The sequence below is a fragment of the Staphylococcus sp. EG-SA-10 genome (genome assembly GCF_017151945.1).
Classification (GTDB): Bacteria; Bacillota; Bacilli; order Staphylococcales; family Staphylococcaceae; genus Staphylococcus; species Staphylococcus aureus.
The window spans coordinates 56,664-75,115 of sequence record NZ_JACVZJ010000004.1; the positions used below are offsets into that span (position 1 = coordinate 56,664).

The 18,452-nt window shown below is 30.1% G+C and carries 17 protein-coding genes and 2 pseudogenes; 9 read left to right on the forward strand and 10 right to left on the reverse strand.

Annotated features, from left to right (window positions below; genetic code table 11):
• Positions 1-134: 134 nt before the first annotated feature.
• Both nadE and IDG45_RS04870 read right to left on the reverse strand, forming a co-directional pair.
• Positions 135-956 carry an NAD(+) synthase gene (gene nadE, locus IDG45_RS04865; RefSeq protein WP_000040872.1) on the reverse strand — a complete coding sequence of 274 codons (822 nt, stop codon included), beginning with the start codon at positions 954-956 and terminating at the stop codon, positions 135-137.
• Complete coding sequence (locus IDG45_RS04870) at positions 949-2,418, reverse strand: nicotinate phosphoribosyltransferase (RefSeq protein WP_206171564.1); 1,470 nt, start codon at positions 2,416-2,418, stop codon at positions 949-951. Before IDG45_RS04870 ends, nadE begins: the two co-directional genes overlap by 8 nt.
• Positions 2,419-2,601: 183 nt before the next feature.
• Between IDG45_RS04870 and IDG45_RS04875 the strand changes: the two genes are divergently transcribed.
• The 3 genes from IDG45_RS04875 (at position 2,602) to IDG45_RS04885 (ending at position 4,671) form a co-directional block, all read left to right on the forward strand.
• Positions 2,602-3,678: a nitric oxide synthase oxygenase gene (locus tag IDG45_RS04875; protein WP_000897647.1), complete on the forward strand. Its 1,077-nt coding sequence runs from the start codon at positions 2,602-2,604 to the stop codon at positions 3,676-3,678.
• A 19-nt stretch (positions 3,679-3,697) separates the two neighbouring features.
• Complete coding sequence (locus IDG45_RS04880) at positions 3,698-4,492, forward strand: prephenate dehydratase (RefSeq protein WP_001177828.1); 795 nt, start codon at positions 3,698-3,700, stop codon at positions 4,490-4,492.
• Between the two features lie 71 nt (positions 4,493-4,563).
• A complete protein-coding gene (locus IDG45_RS04885; protein ID WP_001802312.1) occupies positions 4,564-4,671 on the forward strand; it encodes a hypothetical protein in 108 nt (35 codons plus the stop codon).
• 10 nt (positions 4,672-4,681) lie between these two features.
• Here IDG45_RS04885 and IDG45_RS04890 read toward each other — a convergent pair whose 3' ends face one another.
• Positions 4,682-6,244, reverse strand: a complete 1,563-nt coding sequence (locus IDG45_RS04890; RefSeq protein ID WP_000323164.1) for an SLC13 family permease — start codon at positions 6,242-6,244, stop codon at positions 4,682-4,684.
• Positions 6,245-6,448: 204 nt separating this feature from the next.
• A complete protein-coding gene (locus IDG45_RS04895) occupies positions 6,449-7,546 on the reverse strand; it encodes a glycosyl hydrolase family 28-related protein (RefSeq protein WP_000275712.1) in 1,098 nt (365 codons plus the stop codon).
• 371 nt (positions 7,547-7,917) lie between these two features.
• Here IDG45_RS04895 and IDG45_RS04900 point away from each other — a divergent pair, with 371 nt between their 5' ends.
• The gene (locus IDG45_RS04900; RefSeq protein WP_000149686.1) at positions 7,918-8,478 is read left to right on the forward strand and encodes a cysteine hydrolase family protein; all 561 of its coding nucleotides are present in this window, start codon (positions 7,918-7,920) and stop codon (positions 8,476-8,478) included.
• Positions 8,479-8,530: 52 nt separating this feature from the next.
• Positions 8,531-9,460 (forward strand): manganese-dependent inorganic pyrophosphatase, encoded by a 930-nt coding sequence (locus tag IDG45_RS04905; protein ID WP_001140871.1) that lies wholly within the window; start codon positions 8,531-8,533, stop codon positions 9,458-9,460.
• Between the two features lie 192 nt (positions 9,461-9,652).
• On the opposite strand, the gene IDG45_RS04910 is transcribed toward IDG45_RS04905, so the two are convergent.
• Positions 9,653-9,826 carry a hypothetical protein gene (locus tag IDG45_RS04910; protein ID WP_001790680.1) on the reverse strand — a complete coding sequence of 58 codons (174 nt, stop codon included), beginning with the start codon at positions 9,824-9,826 and terminating at the stop codon, positions 9,653-9,655.
• A 51-nt stretch (positions 9,827-9,877) separates the two neighbouring features.
• Between IDG45_RS04910 and IDG45_RS04915 the strand changes: the two genes are divergently transcribed.
• Positions 9,878-11,257, forward strand: coding sequence for an aldehyde dehydrogenase (locus tag IDG45_RS04915; RefSeq protein WP_001021218.1), 1,380 nt, complete (start codon positions 9,878-9,880; stop codon positions 11,255-11,257).
• 119 nt (positions 11,258-11,376) lie between these two features.
• Here the strand turns inward: IDG45_RS04915 and pglS are convergent, their stop codons facing one another.
• Positions 11,377-12,405, reverse strand: coding sequence for a 6-phosphogluconolactonase (gene pglS / locus IDG45_RS04920; RefSeq protein WP_000181312.1), 1,029 nt, complete (start codon positions 12,403-12,405; stop codon positions 11,377-11,379).
• A 270-nt stretch (positions 12,406-12,675) separates the two neighbouring features.
• On the opposite strand from pglS, the pseudogene IDG45_RS04925 reads away from it, so the two are divergent.
• Positions 12,676-12,777, forward strand: a pseudogene (locus IDG45_RS04925) (hypothetical protein); the annotation flags it as partial.
• Positions 12,778-12,864: 87 nt separating this feature from the next.
• On the opposite strand, the gene blaI reads toward IDG45_RS04925, so the two are convergent.
• Both blaI and blaR1 read right to left on the reverse strand, forming a co-directional pair.
• Entirely contained in the window at positions 12,865-13,245 is a 381-nt protein-coding gene (gene blaI, locus IDG45_RS04930) for a penicillinase repressor BlaI (RefSeq protein ID WP_001284658.1), read from the reverse strand.
• Positions 13,235-14,992 (reverse strand): beta-lactam sensor/signal transducer BlaR1, encoded by a 1,758-nt coding sequence (gene blaR1 / locus IDG45_RS04935; RefSeq protein ID WP_001096367.1) that lies wholly within the window; start codon positions 14,990-14,992, stop codon positions 13,235-13,237. The genes blaI and blaR1 overlap by 11 nt, the downstream gene beginning before the upstream one ends.
• A gap of 106 nt (positions 14,993-15,098) precedes the next feature.
• Between blaR1 and blaZ the strand changes: the two genes are divergently transcribed.
• Both blaZ and IDG45_RS04945 read left to right on the forward strand, forming a co-directional pair.
• Positions 15,099-15,944, forward strand: coding sequence for a penicillin-hydrolyzing class A beta-lactamase BlaZ (gene blaZ, locus IDG45_RS04940; protein WP_000733622.1), 846 nt, complete (start codon positions 15,099-15,101; stop codon positions 15,942-15,944).
• Positions 15,945-16,257: 313 nt separating this feature from the next.
• Positions 16,258-16,668 carry a YolD-like family protein gene (locus IDG45_RS04945; protein WP_000612779.1) on the forward strand — a complete coding sequence of 137 codons (411 nt, stop codon included), beginning with the start codon at positions 16,258-16,260 and terminating at the stop codon, positions 16,666-16,668.
• 42 nt (positions 16,669-16,710) lie between these two features.
• On the opposite strand, the pseudogene IDG45_RS04950 reads toward IDG45_RS04945, so the two are convergent.
• Together IDG45_RS04950 and IDG45_RS04955 are read right to left on the reverse strand one after the other, a co-directional pair.
• Positions 16,711-18,080: pseudogene (locus tag IDG45_RS04950) on the reverse strand (hypothetical protein).
• 4 nt (positions 18,081-18,084) lie between these two features.
• Positions 18,085-18,450 carry a DUF6262 family protein gene (locus IDG45_RS04955; RefSeq protein WP_000410574.1) on the reverse strand — a complete coding sequence of 122 codons (366 nt, stop codon included), beginning with the start codon at positions 18,448-18,450 and terminating at the stop codon, positions 18,085-18,087.
• Positions 18,451-18,452: the final 2 nt, after the last annotated feature.

An 18,452-nucleotide genomic window follows, 5' to 3' on the forward strand; every position in this document is an offset into this window, starting at 1 on the left:
ATTCTTAAATGAACATACTTACTTTTGTTCATACACTTTCAATTTATATACTGAAGTAGCCTAGCTGAATGTGGTTTAACGTTATTAACTCTAACTCATATTTAATTTAAGTCACACGTTAGAAAAAAATTAAATTAGGATTTTGGCCACGTGTATCTTGTATATGCAAGTTCACGTTTGTGTGCATTTCGTATATAATGATTTTCAATTACTTTTTGTTCTTCTGGCGAAACTGGCTTACCTTCTAAATAATTATCAATCGCCTCATAAGTTACACCTAATGCATCTTCATCTGGAAGTTGTGGTTTATCATCTTCTAAATCAGCAGTTGGCGTTTTTTCATATAATTCCTTTGGCGCACCAAGATACGCTAATAATTGACGACCTTGTCGTTTATTCAAACCAAATATAGGTGCGATATCTGCAGCACCATCACCGTACTTCGTATAAAAACCAGTTATATTTTCAGCTGAATGATCTGTTCCTACTACAATACCTTGTCGGTTTGAAGCAATTGAAAATTGTACTTTCATACGTTCACGCGCTTTTTCATTTCCTTTTTGGAAATCTGTAAGAACAATACCGGCTTCTTTTAATGATTGCACACTTTGATCAACTGCAGGTTTAATATTTACAGTAACTATTTCGTCTGGTTCAATGAATCGCAAAGCTTGCTCAACTTCATCAGCATCTTTTTGAACTCCATAAGGTAATTTAACTGCAATAAACGTACAATCAATGCCTTCTTCACGTAATTCGTTAACAGACATTTGTACTAATTTTCCAACTAATGTAGAATCTTGTCCTCCTGAAATACCTAACACTAAAGATTTTATAAATGAATGTGATTGTACATAATTTTTTATAAATTGCTTTAATTCCATAATTTCTTCAGCACTATCGATACGCTTTTTCACTTTCATTTCTTGTACAATAACGTCTTGTAATTTACTCATTATCTTCTTCCATCTCCTTAACGTGTTCCGCAACTTCAAAAATACGTTTATGTTTATTATCCCAACATGCCTTGCTTAAATCGACTGGATATTCTTGCGGATTAAGGAAACGCTTATTTTCATCCCAAATAGATTGTAATCCTTGTGCTAAATATTCACGTGATTCATCTTCTGTTGGCATTTGATATACTAATTTACCATTTTCATAAATATTATGATGCAAATCAATGGCTTCGAAAGATTTTATAAATTTCATTTTATAAGTATGCACTGGATGGAATAATTTTAAAGGTTGTTCATCGTATGGATTTTCATTTTCCAAAGTAATATAATCGCCTTCTGCTTTACCTGTTTTCTTGTTTATAATGCGATATACATTTTTCTTACCTGGCGTCGTAACCTTTTCAGCGTTATTTGATAATTTAATACGATCACTATATGAACCATCTTCATTTTCAATAGCTACAAGTTTATATACTGCACCTAATGCTGGTTGATCGTATCCTGTAATTAGCTTTGTACCAACGCCCCAAGAATCTACTTTTGCACCTTGTGCTTTCAAACTCGTAATCGTTTGTTCATCCAAATCATTAGACGCGATAATTTTAGTTTCAGTAAATCCTGCTTCATCAAGCATACGTCTTGCCTCTTTAGATAAATAAGCGATATCTCCAGAATCCAATCGAATACCTACAAAGTTAATTTTGTCACCTAATTCTTTTGCAACTTTTATTGCATTTGGCACGCCAGATTTTAAAGTATGGAATGTATCTACTAGGAACACACAATTTTTATGTCTTTCAGCATATTTTTTGAAGGCAACATATTCGTCTCCATAAGTTTGGACAAATGCGTGTGCATGTGTACCAGACACAGGTATACCAAATAATTTACCTGCCCTAACATTACTTGTAGAATCAAAGCCCCCGATGTAAGCAGCTCTAGCGCCCCACAATGCTGCATCAATTTCTTGCGCACGACGTGTACCAAACTCCATTAATTTATCATTTGATGCAATTTGACGAATTCTACTAGCCTTTGTTGTAATTAGTGTATGGAAATTTACAATGTTTAATAAAATTGTTTCTATTAATTGCGCTTGAATCAATGGTGCTTCTACGCGTAACAATGGTTCGTTACCAAAGCATAATTCGCCTTCTTGCATCGAACGGATGCTGCCTGTGAATTTTAAATCTTTTAAATATGATAAGAAATCATCCTTGTAGCCAATAGACTTTAAATATTCCAAATCAGATTCTGAAAATCCAAAATGTTCTATAAAATCAATGACGCGTTTTAAACCATTAAAAACAGCATAGCCACTATTAAATGGCATTTTTCTAAAATACAAATCAAATACAGCCATTTTTTCATGAATATTATCATTCCAATAACTTTCAGCCATATTAATTTGATATAAGTCATTATGTAACATTAAACTGTCGTCTTCTAATTGGTACACCTGTATCTCTCCAATCGACCTAAATATTTTCTTACATTTTATCATAATTCATTTTTTTATATACATAAGAGCCCCTTAATTTCCATACTTTTAATTAAAATCAACCAACAATTTAATGACATATACATAATTTTTAAGAGTATTTTAATAATGTAGACTATAATATAAAGCGAGGTGTTGTTAATGTTATTTAAAGAGGCTCAAGCTTTCATAGAAAACATGTATAAAAAGTGTCATTATGAAACGCAAATTATCAATAAACGTTTACATGACATTGAACTAGAAATAAAAGAAACTGGGACATATACACATACAGAAGAAGAACTTATTTATGGTGCTAAAATGGCTTGGCGTAATTCAAATCGTTGCATTGGTCGTTTATTTTGGGATTCGTTAAATGTCATTGATGCAAGAGATGTTACTGACGAAGCATCGTTCTTATCATCAATTACTTATCATATTACACAGGCTACAAATGAAGGTAAATTAAAGCCGTATATTACTATATATGCTCCAAAGGATGGACCTAAAATTTTCAACAATCAATTAATTCGCTATGCTGGCTATGACAATTGTGGTGATCCTGCTGAAAAAGAAGTTACACGCTTAGCAAATCACTTAGGTTGGAAAGGAAAAGGTACTAATTTTGACGTGTTACCACTGATTTACCAATTACCTAATGAGTCAGTTAAATTTTACGAATATCCTACTTCATTAATTAAAGAAGTACCTATTGAACATAATCATTATCCAAAATTAAGAAAATTGAACTTAAAATGGTATGCAGTCCCTATCATTTCCAATATGGACTTAAAAATCGGTGGCATTGTATATCCAACTGCACCCTTTAACGGTTGGTATATGGTAACTGAAATTGGCGTACGTAACTTTATTGATGATTACCGTTACAATTTACTAGAAAAAGTTGCAGATGCGTTTGAATTTGATACACTTAAAAATAATTCATTTAATAAAGATCGAGCACTTGTTGAATTGAACTATGCTGTGTATCATTCCTTTAAAAAAGAAGGCGTATCAATTGTCGATCATTTGACCGCTGCAAAGCAATTCGAACTATTCGAACGTAATGAAGCACAACAAGGTCGTCAAGTTACCGGAAAATGGTCTTGGCTAGCACCGCCATTATCTCCAACATTGACGTCAAATTATCATCACGGATATGACAATACAGTAAAAGATCCAAACTTTTTCTATAAAAAGAAAGAATCAAATGCTAACCAGTGCCCTTTCCATCATTAAGTTAGTAGAGGTGTAGCATATGCAATTATATTATTTAGGCCCTAAAGGTACATTTTCATATTTGGCTTGTCGTCAGTATTTTTCTGAAAATGAAGCAACTTTTCAACCAAAGTCAAATTTATTTGAAGTCATCAAGGCAGTTGCAGATGATGACACATCGATTGGTGTTGTCCCTATTGAAAATTCTATAGAAGGAACAATCAACATTGTGGCAGATGCACTTGCACAGCAAGATGTCTTTGCACACGGTGAAATACGTTTAGATATTAACTTTGCATTATATGGTAATGGAACAGATTCCATTTCTGATATTAAAAAAGTGTATTCTATTGCACCAGCGATCAGTCAAACAACAAATTACATACATCAACATCAATTTGACTATGATTATGTCGACAGTACAATTCAAAGTTTGACTAAAATTGAAAATGGCGTTGCAGCAATTGCACCTTTAGGTAGTGGCGAAGCTTATGGTTTTACACCTATTGATACACATATTGAAGACTATCCACATAACGTGACACGTTTTTTAGTTATAAAAAATCAGCAGCAATTTGATCAAAATGCGACATCATTGATGTTTTTAATTACACCAATGCATGATAAACCTGGGTTGTTAGCAAGTGTGCTTAATACATTTGCTTTGTTTAATATTAATTTATCCTGGATTGAGTCTCGTCCTTTAAAAACACAATTAGGTATGTATCGATTTTTCGTTCAGGCTGATTCAGCAATTACAACCGATATAAAGAAAGTCATTGCTATTTTAGAAACCTTAGATTTCAAAGTAGAAATGATTGGCGCTTTTAATTAAACTTTATTTTCTAGGTTCTACAATTTAAATAAAATAAAGAGTCAACCAAGGATTAAAATAGGAATCCATCCTTGGTTGACTTTCTTTTGTTTGTATTGTTTTTACACGATGCTGCGGTATACGTTTCGTTACCACTCGTTCAAGCAATTGCTAATGTAACTTTTTATTTTTCGTTCTAATCTGCAATTACTATTTCAATGGCAGTGGTTGATTTATATCAATACCTAAAACTATAGGCATTACATAATACACGACTAAAATAATAATTATTGCACTGATTAAGTTTACCCAGAATCCTACTGATGCCATTTGTTTGATAGATATTTTACCTGAACCAAAGATAATTGCATTCGGTGGTGTCCCTACTGGTAACATGTATGCACAGTTAGCCGCCATAGCTGCAGGTGCCATAAGTAGTAATGGATGCACTCCAACCGCAACAGACAACGTTGCTAAAATCGGTAAAATCATCGTTGCAGTTGCGGTATTAGATGTCACTTCAGTTAAAAATAAGACAAAGATCGTTATGACAATTACAATAAGAATCGGACTAACACCATTTAATGATTTCAACTGTTCGCCTAACCATTTTGCTAAACCACTTTCTGATATACCTTTCGCTAATGCTAAACCGCCACCAAATAAAATTAATACACCCCACGGGAGCTCTTTTGCAACTTCCCAGTCAATGATACGACGATGTTTTTCAGTATTTTTAGCTGGAATAACAAATAATAATATTGATATAAAAATAGCAATCGTACCATCTGCAACGGATGACGTAACTTCCCATTTTTTCAGAAGAAACTCTCTTGTAATCCATAATAAGCTGGCAAGTACAAAGATAGTTTGTACTACCTTTTCTTCATACTTCATTTTGCCAAGCTCGTCTAACTTTTGTTTAATTAACGTCTGACCACCAGGTAAATATTTCAAATCATGTCTAAACGCAACATATCTTAAATAGAGCCAAGTAATACCTAACAAAACAATGACCGTTGGAATCCCTACAATCATCCATTTAGCAAAACTAATTTCATGTCCAAAATGTTGCATGTATTGTCCTTTTAAAATAATTAGCGGTGGCGTTCCGATAAGTGTACCTAATCCGCCAATCGTACCTGCATAGCCAATTGCTAAAACTAGAGATTTTTCAAACTTTTGAATACTTGTTTGATTTGTATTGGCTTCTTGTAAATCATGTGCTTCCTTAATAATTGCTAAACCAATCGGAATCATGATCATTACAGCTGCAGTGTTCGATACAAACATAGATAAGAATCCTGTTGCCACCATGAATCCAAGTAATATTTTTGAAGTGCTTGCACCAATTAAATTAATAATTGTCAACGCTACTCTCGTATGTAAATTCCATCTTTCCATTGCAATTGCCAAAATAAATCCACCTAAAAACAAAAAGATAATATCATTGCCATATTCGGATGATACTTGTTCTGGTGTAAGTATATGACCTAATGGTAATAACACAATTGGTAATAAGCTCGTTGCTGCAATAGGAATTGCTTCAGTAATCCACCAAGTCGCAATCCATAAAGTAATTGCTAAAACATAGACGCCTTTCCAAGGTAAGTCTTGTGGATGAAAGAATAATAATGTTAATAGGAAAAGTAATGGACCTAATATTAGTCCAATAAGTTGTCCCGCACTAAACGGTTTCTTTTTCTTTGATTTTGAAAAGAATGTTAAATACCTTTTTGATATCATTGATTGATGTTGATTGAAATAAGCCATAAATTCCCCCCTCATGATGGTTATGACAAGCTGCTTCAACTCACTATATTAGAGTATAGAAAGTTGTCTATCTTGTATTATCATTACCGTCAAAATACCCCTTTTATCAGATAATTGGGTTTATTATAGCATATTTATACCGTTTTATGAATGCGCTTTCAAAAATTATCTACTATTCTTAATCCTAATGTCATGCGAAACTTTTTACTTTTTTATTTCATCTACATTGATTGTAGTAACTTGAATACCCGCTTCAACAGGACTTAAAAACACTGTATCAATATCTTCCAAATGAATTGATTGAGTCGAATTATTGAATGTATTCCCAACGATTAATACATCTTTATGTTTAACATTATTATAATTACGTACATGTATCGCATCTTTAGACATTGATCCTTTAAATTCATTTCCAATTATATTCATATTTATTCCTGCTTGGGAACCTAAGTCTTTTCCTGTCATAACATCTGCAGCATTTTTACCATCTCTAACTCCTAAATATCTAATACCACCCTCACAGTTAATAAACTTATTATTAATAATGAAAGCATCTTTATACTTCAAGGGAGTTAATGCATAACCTTGTATATCTTCAAATATATTATTTCTAATATGAATATTCTCATAGTAACGATTATGTCTACTTGCATGTGAGCCAATAGCACGATTCCAACTTCCCATTTCGGGCAATTCTGAAGGTCCAAAATAACAATCTTCGATAATGACATTTTTCGTTATCGTACCATCTGTCGTTCCGAATTTTGGAAAAGCACCAGGTACTTGAATGTCTAATTGTATTGCTTCAGAATAAAAGCGTTCGCCACTATAGTCTATGAATCCTTCAAATGAACAGTTTTTAATATAGAGTCCATTAATCCCACAAGCATCAATTGCATGACCACTCACTACATTCTTAATGGTTACACCTATTAATTGAATATCTTCAGCATGCCCAATGCACATAGCTGTATTGTTATAAGGATACGATACGCCATTCATATCAAACTTGCCGCCTTTGATATGAATATGACTGTGTCCATTATAACCACGATAAAAACCAAAGCGATGACCATTTTTTAATAAAGGACCCGAATGACATCGGCGTAAAATAGTTTCATTATCTAACAAAAGTGTTGTATTGCCATATATCGTTAATGGTTTGCAAATATCATACGTCCCTTTCGGTATATAAACTGTCGTTGGTTTACATCTTCCATGATTTAACGCACGTTGTATTGCTCGAGTATCTTTAGTTTTGTTTATGCCTGTTAACCCATAATCTTTCATATTGATATACATAAATCGTCATCCTTTGTCTATTTTTTAATCACTCATATATTAACCAATTATTCAAATTATAATCGTGTTAGGTTGATTTAGCAGATAGTCATAAATCTCGTGATGACATCTATTAGCATTTTTATATTCAAAACATCATCACTTGATATTAGTTCTAAGTTTGTCACATTTAGTATTCTATTACAGCTATTTTAAAACTACCGTAAAAACATCTTATAATATTTGTTGATTGCGTGATTTGCTCTTCCAAAAAAGTTGATTAATCTATATACTTAATCTATATTTATATATTAACCATTAGGGTTAAAAATTACTCTAGCATTTATGAATAGATGGGAGTTTATTTTATTATTATATAGGAGAGATGTTGAATGACACATCGCGCACTATTAGTTGTTGACTATTCATATGACTTTATCGCAGACGACGGCTTACTAACATGCGGTAAACCTGGACAAAATATTGAAGATTTTATTGTTTCTCGTATCAATGACTTTAATTATTATCAAGACCATATATTCTTTTTAATGGATTTACATTATTTACATGACATTCATCATCCTGAAAGTAAATTATTCCCACCACACAATATCGTAGATACAAGTGGTAGAGAATTATACGGTAAAGTAGGTAAATTATACGAAACAATTAAAGCGCAACCTAATGTACATTTCATTGATAAAACGCGCTATGATTCGTTCTTTGGTACCCCGCTTGATAGTTTATTGAGAGAAAGAAGTATTAATCAAGTCGAAATCGTTGGTGTATGTACCGATATTTGTGTGTTACATACAGCAATTTCTGCATACAACTTAGGTTATAAAATTTCAGTACCTGCTGAGGGAGTGGCTTCATTTAATCAAAAAGGGCATGAATGGGCACTTGCACATTTCAAAAACTCATTAGGTGCAGAGGTAGAACAACACGTTTAAATCGTGCTAAAATAATTATAAAGAATACAATATACAAGGGAGATATTTGACAATGGCTAAAACATATATTTTCGGACATAAGAATCCAGACACTGATGCAATTTCATCTGCGATTATTATGGCAGAATTTGAACAACTTAGAGGTAATTCAGGAGCCAAAGCATACCGTTTAGGTGATGTGAGTGCAGAAACTCAATTCGCGTTAGATACATTTAATGTACCTGCTCCGGAATTATTAACGGATGATTTAGATGGTCAAGATGTTATCTTAGTTGATCATAACGAATTCCAACAAAGTTCTGATACGATTGCCTCTGCTACAATTAAGCATGTAATTGATCATCACAGAATTGCAAATTTCGAAACTGCTGGCCCTTTATGTTATCGTGCTGAACCAGTTGGTTGTACAGCTACAATTTTATACAAAATGTTTAGAGAACGTGGCTTTGAAATTAAACCTGAAATTGCTGGTTTAATGTTATCAGCAATTATTTCAGATAGCTTACTTTTCAAATCACCAACATGTACACAACAAGATGTTAAAGCAGCTGAAGAATTAAAAGATATTGCTAAAGTTGATATTCAAAAGTACGGCTTAGATATGTTAAAAGCAGGTGCTTCAACAACTGATAAATCAGTTGAATTCTTATTAAACATGGATGCTAAATCATTTACTATGGGTGACTATGTGACTCGTATTGCACAAGTTAATGCTGTTGACCTTGACGAAGTGTTAAATCGTAAAGAAGATTTAGAAAAAGAAATGTTAGCTGTAAGTGCACAAGAAAAATATGACTTATTTGTACTTGTTGTTACTGACATCATTAATAGTGATTCTAAAATTTTAGTTGTTGGTGCTGAAAAAGATAAAGTTGGCGAAGCATTCAATGTTCAATTAGAAGATGACATGGCCTTCTTATCTGGTGTTGTTTCTCGAAAAAAACAAATCGTACCTCAAATCACTGAAGCATTAACAAAATAATACTATATTACTGTCTAATTATAGACATGTTGTATTTAACTAACAGTTCATTAAAGTAGAATTTATTTCACTTTCAATGAACTGTTTTTTATTTACGTTTGACTAATTTACAACCTTTTCAATAGTAGTTTTCATTCCTTTAGCTATCCTAACCCACAGATTAGTGATTTCTATACAATTCCCCTTTTGTCTTTACATTTTCTTAAAATATTTGCGATGTTGAGTATAAATTTTTGTTTTCTTCCTACCTTTTTCGTTATGATTAAAGTTATAAATATTATTATGTACACGATTCATCGCTCTATTTTCAACTTTCAACATATATAATTCGAAAGACCATTTAAAATTAACGGCCACAACATTCAAATCAATTAATCACTTTTTCCAAAATAATCATATAAGGAGGTTCTTTTCATTATGAATATCATTGAGCAAAAATTTTATGACAGTAAAGCTTTTTTCAATACACAACAAACTAAAGATATTAGTTTTAGAAAAGAGCAATTAAAGAAGTTAAGCAAAGCTATTAAATCATATGAGAGCGATATTTTAGAAGCACTATATACAGATTTAGGAAAAAATAAAGTCGAAGCTTATGCTACTGAAATTGGCATAACTTTGAAAAGTATCAAAAATGCCCGTAAGGAACTTAAAAACTGGACTAAAACAAAAAATGTAGACACACCTTTATATTTATTTCCAACAAAAAGCTATATCAAAAAAGAACCTTATGGAACAGTTTTGATCATTGCACCATTTAACCATCCTTTTCAACTAGTGTTCGAACCTTTAATCGGTGCTATTGCAGCAGGTAATACAGCAATTATTAAACCATCTGAGTTGACACCAAATGTTGCACGAGTGATTAAACGATTAATCAATGAAACATTTGATGCAAATTACATTGAAGTTATTGAGGGAGGAATTGAAGAAACGCAAACGTTAATTCACTTACCTTTTGACTATGTCTTCTTTACAGGAAGTGAAAATGTAGGCAAAATCGTTTATCAAGCTGCCAGCGAAAATTTAGTTCCTGTAACATTAGAAATGGGCGGTAAATCTCCAGTCATCGTTGATGAAACAGCGAATATTAAAGTTGCCAGTGAACGCATTTGTTTTGGGAAATTCACTAATGCCGGCCAAACATGTGTTGCACCAGATTACATTTTAGTACACGAATCTGTAAAAGATGATTTAATCACAGCCCTATCAAAAACGTTGCGTGAATTTTATGGTCAAAATATACAACAAAGTCCAGATTATGGCCGCATTGTAAACCTTAAACATTATCATCGTCTGACGTCATTACTTAACAGTGCACAAATGAATATTGTATTTGGTGGTCATAGTGATGAGGATGAACGTTATATAGAACCAACATTGTTAGATTACGTTACAAGTGATTCAGCAATTATGCAAGAAGAAATTTTTGGTCCTATCTTACCGATTTTAACATATCAGTCATTGGATGAAGCAATAGCCTTTATTCACCAAAGACCAAAACCTTTGAGTTTATATTTATTTAGCGAAGATGAAAATGCTACACAACGTGTAATAAACGAGCTATCATTTGGCGGCGGCGCTATTAATGATACATTGATGCACCTAGCGAATCCTAAATTACCATTTGGTGGTGTTGGCGCCTCAGGTATGGGACGCTATCATGGTAAATATTCATTCGACACTTTTACACATGAAAAAAGCTACATTTTCAAATCTACACGATTAGAATCAGGTGTCCATTTACCACCATATAAAGGTAAATTTAAATACATCAAAGCTTTCTTTAAAAATTAATTTTTGAGACAAAAATAAACCATGCTTCCATAATTTGATGTTCTTGAAAACAATAAATTTCAAGGTATACACAAATTTTTTGGAAACATGGTTTTCTTTTTATCATGATTAATCAAAGATTAAAATATGACACATACACCTTCAGATGCTACACGAGTGTTATCACTTAGCATAATTTTACCTGTTTCTTTATTTCTTTCGAAAACCGTTACAACTGAATCTCCTTGCTCATGAGCACAAACTAAAAGGTCATCTGATGAGGCAATATTAAAATCTCTTGGGAATTGACCACCACTTTCAGTAATTGTTACTAGTTCTAAGTGTTGACCATTATCAAGAACTTTAAAAATTGCAATGCTATCATGCCCTCTATTAGATACATATAAGAATTGTTGATCATGAGATAAACGCACTGCTGCAAGTTTAGTATCTCCATCAAAGTTTTCAGGAATTGTTAAATGACGCTCGAGCTCTTCAAATTTACCGTCATTATATTCTGCAACACTCACAGTATTGGATAATTCGTGTACGACATAAGCAAATTTTCCATTATCATGAAATTCAATATGTCTTGTCCCATCACTATCTTTAAATAAAGATTCTTTATAAAATTCAAGCCCGTTGTCATCAAATTTATAAGTAACAATACGATCAGCACCTAAATCTGTTACTGCAACGTACTTACCATCTGGAGTTTGATTAATATAATGTGCGTGTGGATGATCTTGTCTTTCATGTGTACCTGTTGGAAAATCATGCGCAAGTTCTTGAATTAGACGTATAATTTCACCTGTGTGCGTATTTAATTCATACATACGTATGATGCCAGCACCATATACCGCTTCAAATAAATATCGTTTATCTTCTGAAATCGATACATAACAACCTGTACCAGCTTTTGAAGACAAACATTTATTTAATAAATGTAATTCACCATTGTCATCAATTTTCAAACTCGCAACACCGCATTGTTCTCCTTCTTTGTTGATTCCATATAAAACTTCGTTATTACGCACCAAATATGTAGACGCTTCTAATTCAAATCCTGTTTCTAATAAATCAATACGTAACTGATTTTCGTTTAATTCAAAACGATAAATCCCTTTACCATTCTTTTTAGTGTAAGAACCAATATATCCATTTGTCATTACTTTTACCCCTCCATGTTAGTCTTATTTTCATTTTATTAAATTTTAGCTAGAATTAACAATCATTTATCATTCCCTTAAAGCTAAAACTGTTTAACTACTTTAAAAGAACTATTTGCTGGTGATATGTCATTATTCGATTTTAATTAATCCCCCTTTTTTACTTACACGAGCATTAATTATTAACGCGTTTATGCTTCTACAAAATTTTTGTTGCAAAACAGAACACATGTTCGTATAATGTAATTATCAGATTGGGGTGAATTAAGGATGACAAGTTATGAAGAAGAAACTGATTATCGTAACGTTCCAAGAGAATTACTAGATAACAATATACCTATGGGAAGAGGCATGATTAAATGGGCTCCTTTTGTTATATGTACTAATCTCATAAAAAATCTAATTTAATAGGGTTCAAACATAATTTATATATGTATTATGTTTGAACCCTATATCTATTTATTTTTTACTAATATCATTTAAAATGTCTCGCAATTCTTCAATTTCTTTGTTATTTAATTCTTCATTTTTCGCAAAATTAAGCACTAAACTTTTCATATCCCCTCCATACAATTTATTAAGAAAGGTTTTAGCAGTTTTCATTTTAATATCATCTTCTTTAATAATTGATGAGTAAAAATAAATATTATTATATTTATAGCGTTTTATAATCTCTTTTTTATATAGTCTTGTAATTAATGTTCTAATCGTCTTATCGCTAACTTCTTTATTTTTTTGAATCTCAACTACAATTTCATTAGCTGATACTGATTTTTTATTCCATATTATATTCATAACATCCCATTCAGCCATAGATATTTCAACTTGCTTATTGGCCATTTAAAACACCCATTTCTTTTAATATTTTTTCATTTATGAATTTAGCATTTTCACCAGAGGCTTTTTCATCTGATAAATGTGTAGAAAAATAATACTTATCATGATTTGTAATTACGTAACCTACAAACCACCCATTATTATATTTCCCGTTTACTATACCTGTACCTGTTTTCCCATACAATTCATAATTTTCATTTTTTCTAATCAATAACGAAGAAGATAATTGTTTCTTTTCATTTTTACTAAAATGGTTATTTTGTTCCATCATATTTTTTAAAACTATTACTTGTTCAAGATTAGATATTTTCAAACTATCTTCCAACCAATAGGCTTTATAACTTCCCAAATTTTTATTACCATAATTCAATTGCTTGAGTTGATCAGAAGTATAGTTCTTTGATAATTGATTACTAATACGTTCGAAGTACCAATTAACTGAGTTTTGTATTGCCGTATTTAAATCTTGATCCTTATTCCAAGAATCGAAAGGATAATGATTATGATTCCATGACATACGTGAATTTTTATCACTTATAATATGACGGTCAAGTCCAAACAGTGCTAAATAAATTTTGTAAGTTGAATCAGGAGAATATCTTTTTCTACTTTCTTTTTCATTATAAATATAGTATTTGTCTTTCTTCATGCTGTACATAACGAAAGATCCACTATTTGAACCAAAATTTTTACTTTCATCTAAAATTTGGTAATCGCTTTGTAAGGGCTTTTTATAATTATAATCAGTTAAGGATTGCCCCATTAAAAACTGGCTTTGAATTATCATGATAAAAAAAGTAAAAATACAAATAAAAATTAGAATTAATTTTGACTGCTTCTTCAGATTGCCTTCTTTTATATTAATTAATCTTCTTTTGAGTAATGATTTTTTACCATTAAATGAATGGCTTAATATATTTTTGTTGAAAAATGAGGTTTTTAATACGGAATCCATAATAGCTTCCGCATAAGACTTAAATTCATTTTTGTTAATATTATTAAGGACAAATCTATCGGCTTCTACTTCATTGTCATGAATCATCTTTCTTTTTACAATTTGTATTAGTGGATTATAACTCATAGCAATAGAAAAAATATGAAAGATAATTAAATGCAAAGTATCTCTGTTTTTAGCATGAGCATACTCGTGCAATATTATATATTTTAGTTTTTTGTCATTTATACTTTTAAAATATAAACTGGGAATCAAAATAATATATTTTCCATACCAAAAAGTTATTGGAGAATGAATAGATTCTGCTTTTCGAATCACAATATTTCTTTTATATTGATGATTGAAAAGTATCTTGTTTATTTTATCTTTTTCTTTTTCATTTAGATAAAGTGACTGTTTCTTTAAATACTTAAGATATAATAAAGAATTTAAAAATTTAAAACTTAAAATAATAACTAAAACTATCCAAATAACTGTGCAGATATTATCTATTGAATCCCAATTAAACTTATGGATGTCTGTTGTAAACTCATGAACAGGTTTAGTGGTATTTATGTTAGGATTCAAATTGTGTGAATTACTTTCAACTGTGGGCTCTTGATTATTCAAATTATTAAATTTAAAAAAAGAGAATTTAATAGGGATGAAAGGAATTAATCCTGCAAGAAGAGTTAGATACCAAACTTTATAATTTAACATATAATTAAAATAGCGTTTTAATATGTACCTAAAAAATAATAACAATAGAAATATAAAACAAAAGCTTACTATGCTCATTATTAATAACTTAGCCATTTCAACACCTTCTTTCAAATATTTATAATAAACTATTGACGCGAATATTACAATTGTAATATTATTGATTTATAGAAATTACAACTGTAATATTGGAGGGTATATTTTGAAAAAGTTAATACTTTTAATTGCAATTGCTTTAGTTTTAAGTGCATGTAATTCAACCAGTTCACATGCTAAAGAGTTAAATAATTTAGAAAAGAAATATAATGCTAATATTGGTGTCTATGCATTAGATACTAAAAGTGGTAAGGAAGTAAAATTTAATGCCGATAAGAGATTTGCCTATGCTTCAACTTCAAAAGCGATAAATAGTGCTATTTTGTTAGAACAAGTACCTTATAATAAGTTAAATAAAAAAGTACATATTAACAAAGATGATATAGTTGCTTATTCTCCTATTTTAGAAAAATATGTAGGAAAAGATATCACTTTAAAAGAACTTATTGAGGCTTCAATGAAGTATAGTGATAATACAGCAAACAATAAAATTATAAACGAAATCGGTGGAATCAAAAAAATTAAAAAACGTTTAAAAAAATTGGGAGATAAAGTAACAAATCCAGTTAGATATGAAATAGAATTAAATTACTATTCACCAAAGAGCAAAAAAGATACTTCAACGCCTGCTGCTTTCGGCAAGACTTTAAATAAACTTATCGCAAATGGAAAATTAAGCAAAAAAAATAAAAATTTCTTACTTGATTTAATGTTAAATAATAAAAACGGAGACACTTTAATTAAAGATGGTGTTCCAAAAGACTATAAGGTTGCTGATAAAAGTGGTCAAGCAATAACATATGCTTCTAGAAATGATGTAGCTTTTGTTTATCCTAAGAACCAATCTGAACCTATTATTTTAGTCATTTTTACGAATAAAGACAATAAAAGTGATAAACCTAATGATAAATTGATAAGTGAAACCGCCAAGAATGTAATAAACAAATTTTAATAGTCTAAATGTACTACAAAAACTGATATAATTCTATCTTTCATAAAACTTCATAATATCGAAGAACATATATATTATTTATAATTATATATGTTCTATTTTTTTATGTTCACATTTTTTAAAAGAGAAAATACTATTAACATACCAAACATCATAATTCCAGTTACTATAATTATAAATGCTCGATAATCTTACTCAACTTTTCCATATAGAAAATAACTTATTTTAAATTAATTAATTAATCACATTAAAAAATTATATAATCCTTGCCAAAAAAGAACATACGTTCTACAATGATGATGAGGTGGTAAACATGATTCCAAATCCTAATGCGCCAGATGAATATAAATATGAAACTGATTATAGAAAAATACCAAGAAAATATTTAAACCCTAAAATCCCTCAAGGGCGTGGAAAAATCAAATGGCAAGCTTTTGCGACTCTCCCGCAACAGTTTGAAATTTTAGAACAAATTATAAAGGATCAAAATAAAATAGAAAAACCATTGCTAACACATGATTCATTAGATAATTTAGATCAGATTTTTCAAATAAAAATTCAAAATGATGAGTTATGTACAATCTCATATTGGGAAGACGGTAACATTTCAAAATATACAGGAAAAATTTTAAAAAAGGATGAAATTAGTAATACATTTTCCTTTTCTGATACTAACAATAATATATATAATTTAAATAATGCTAACGTTTGTAGTATCACTTAACACTATTTAAACTTTTAAAAAGTTTAAATAGTGTTCTTATAATTACCTTTTTCGAAATACTTCTAGCAAAATCATTATAAGTATCATACTGATATTAAATATATTATTTTTATCACTGAAAAAAATTTCTACTACTTGGAAAATTGATAAAAGACTTATTATTAACAAAAGTTTATTTAATTTTTCGCTTCTTTCTTCTTCCTTATATGACTGCTCCAATTCAATTAGTGATAATTCTTCTTTGTTTAATTCTTCAATATATTGTGGAGATTTAAAATCATTATTATTCTTTAGATACAAATATAAATATAAACTAGGTAAAAGCTCTGTTCTATAAATAATTGCAATAGATCTCTTGAAATTTAGTATCCATTGTCTAAAATATAGGGCTTCTTTTTTTCCATTTAAATTATATTGTTGATACCCATACAATTGTAATTCATTTAACATAGTTTCTAAGAAAAAGAAATTAGCAGAACTATTGAAATAAAGTGCCATTTGAGAACATTTTTCTAAAACATCTTCTTCTTGCTCATCCATCCAAACTACAAAAACAGATGCTTTATTCAAGAAGTTTATATAATTATCGCTATAACCATCTTGCCTAAAATGTTTACTTTTTCCTTCAAATGAAAAAATAGGCGCATTTACTAACCACTCTTGAATCTTCACGTCCTCATAGAAAGGATCATCAGTAAATTCATTTTCATTAGCTAAATAATAAACTTCAAAACCCATATTTTTAGATACTTTATATTCAAAAATATCCTTACTATTAATTTTTATAATTCTATTAATTTGTCTAGAAACATCTCTAATATTTTTACAATGTCTATTACCATACAATTGATACTGTCTTTGTCTATTATTTTTTTCTTGATTAATTAGAGGATATATCTTATCTTTTACACATGAGAAAGTACTATACAAGTCGCTTCCAAAGTTTATACTCTCTAAGTCTTCAATGATTTCTATAACAAATGTACCATTGTTAAATATAGTTAAGGTTAAAAAAATAAATTCAAAGTGTTCTCATGAGTAATTTCAATATGTGGAGTGAATATATATTTTTTATATTTGTATCCATGTATATTATTTTGATCAAACAATCCATCATTAATATTTGCATTAGTAGCAAATTTTTCTAAAAATTTTTCTAGTTTTTCGTGATATTCTTTTGTATGTCTTTTATATCTTCCAGGTAAAATCCAATAATCATAATTTACCGGGGGGTTGTCAGGAGATAAAATGCGTATAACTCCTTTTACATTCAATAGAATTTCCTCAATTTTTTCAAACCAAGGATTCATGTTATTATCTTTTATATTTATAGCAGTAGCATATTGATATGTTACTTTATAGCCTTGTAATTTATTAATATCTTCTAGAATCTTTTCAATTTTATTGTCCATTATTTTAAATATCCTCATACAGCCTAGAATATAAAACGCTAATTTCTTCTTTCAACATTTTTTTCTCTTTTTCTAAAGAATTTACTTTTCTTTTTAAAGAGGAGATTAACGCATCTTTACCGTCATTTTTATTTTTATGAACAAATATTTCTCTGTTTTGTTCACGTAACTTCTCTATTTTCTTTCGAATTTTATTATTTTTATATAATGTAGCTTTCGAAACTTTTGAATGTTTAGAAACGATGTTAAAGTTAATTTCTTTATTTTTTTGAACTAAATCATTTATTGCTTTATCAACTTTTTTCTCGGTTTTAACTTTTCGTTCTGCATGCAACTGTTTTAATTGTTCTTGTCTATTAAATTTTTCCATCT

Bases quoted from the DNA above. Each gene is read 5' to 3' on its own strand.
- IDG45_RS04905 (WP_001140871.1), top strand. From the start codon at position 8,531: ATGGCTAAAACATATATTTTCGGACATAAGAATCCAGACACTGATGCA.
- IDG45_RS04900 (WP_000149686.1), top strand. From the start codon at position 7,918: ATGACACATCGCGCACTATTAGTTGTTGACTATTCATATGACTTTATC.
- nadE (WP_000040872.1), bottom strand. From the start codon at position 956: ATGAGTAAATTACAAGACGTTATTGTACAAGAAATGAAAGTGAAAAAG.
- pglS (WP_000181312.1), bottom strand. From the start codon at position 12,405: ATGACAAATGGATATATTGGTTCTTACACTAAAAAGAATGGTAAAGGG.
- IDG45_RS04945 (WP_000612779.1), top strand. From the start codon at position 16,258: ATGATTCCAAATCCTAATGCGCCAGATGAATATAAATATGAAACTGAT.
- IDG45_RS04875 (WP_000897647.1), top strand. From the start codon at position 2,602: ATGTTATTTAAAGAGGCTCAAGCTTTCATAGAAAACATGTATAAAAAG.
- IDG45_RS04955 (WP_000410574.1), bottom strand. From the start codon at position 18,450: ATGGAAAAATTTAATAGACAAGAACAATTAAAACAGTTGCATGCAGAA.
- IDG45_RS04880 (WP_001177828.1), top strand. From the start codon at position 3,698: ATGCAATTATATTATTTAGGCCCTAAAGGTACATTTTCATATTTGGCT.
- blaR1 (WP_001096367.1), bottom strand. From the start codon at position 14,992: ATGGCTAAGTTATTAATAATGAGCATAGTAAGCTTTTGTTTTATATTT.
- blaI (WP_001284658.1), bottom strand. From the start codon at position 13,245: ATGGCCAATAAGCAAGTTGAAATATCTATGGCTGAATGGGATGTTATG.
- IDG45_RS04890 (WP_000323164.1), bottom strand. From the start codon at position 6,244: ATGGCTTATTTCAATCAACATCAATCAATGATATCAAAAAGGTATTTA.
- IDG45_RS04895 (WP_000275712.1), bottom strand. From the start codon at position 7,546: ATGTATATCAATATGAAAGATTATGGGTTAACAGGCATAAACAAAACT.
- IDG45_RS04915 (WP_001021218.1), top strand. From the start codon at position 9,878: ATGAATATCATTGAGCAAAAATTTTATGACAGTAAAGCTTTTTTCAAT.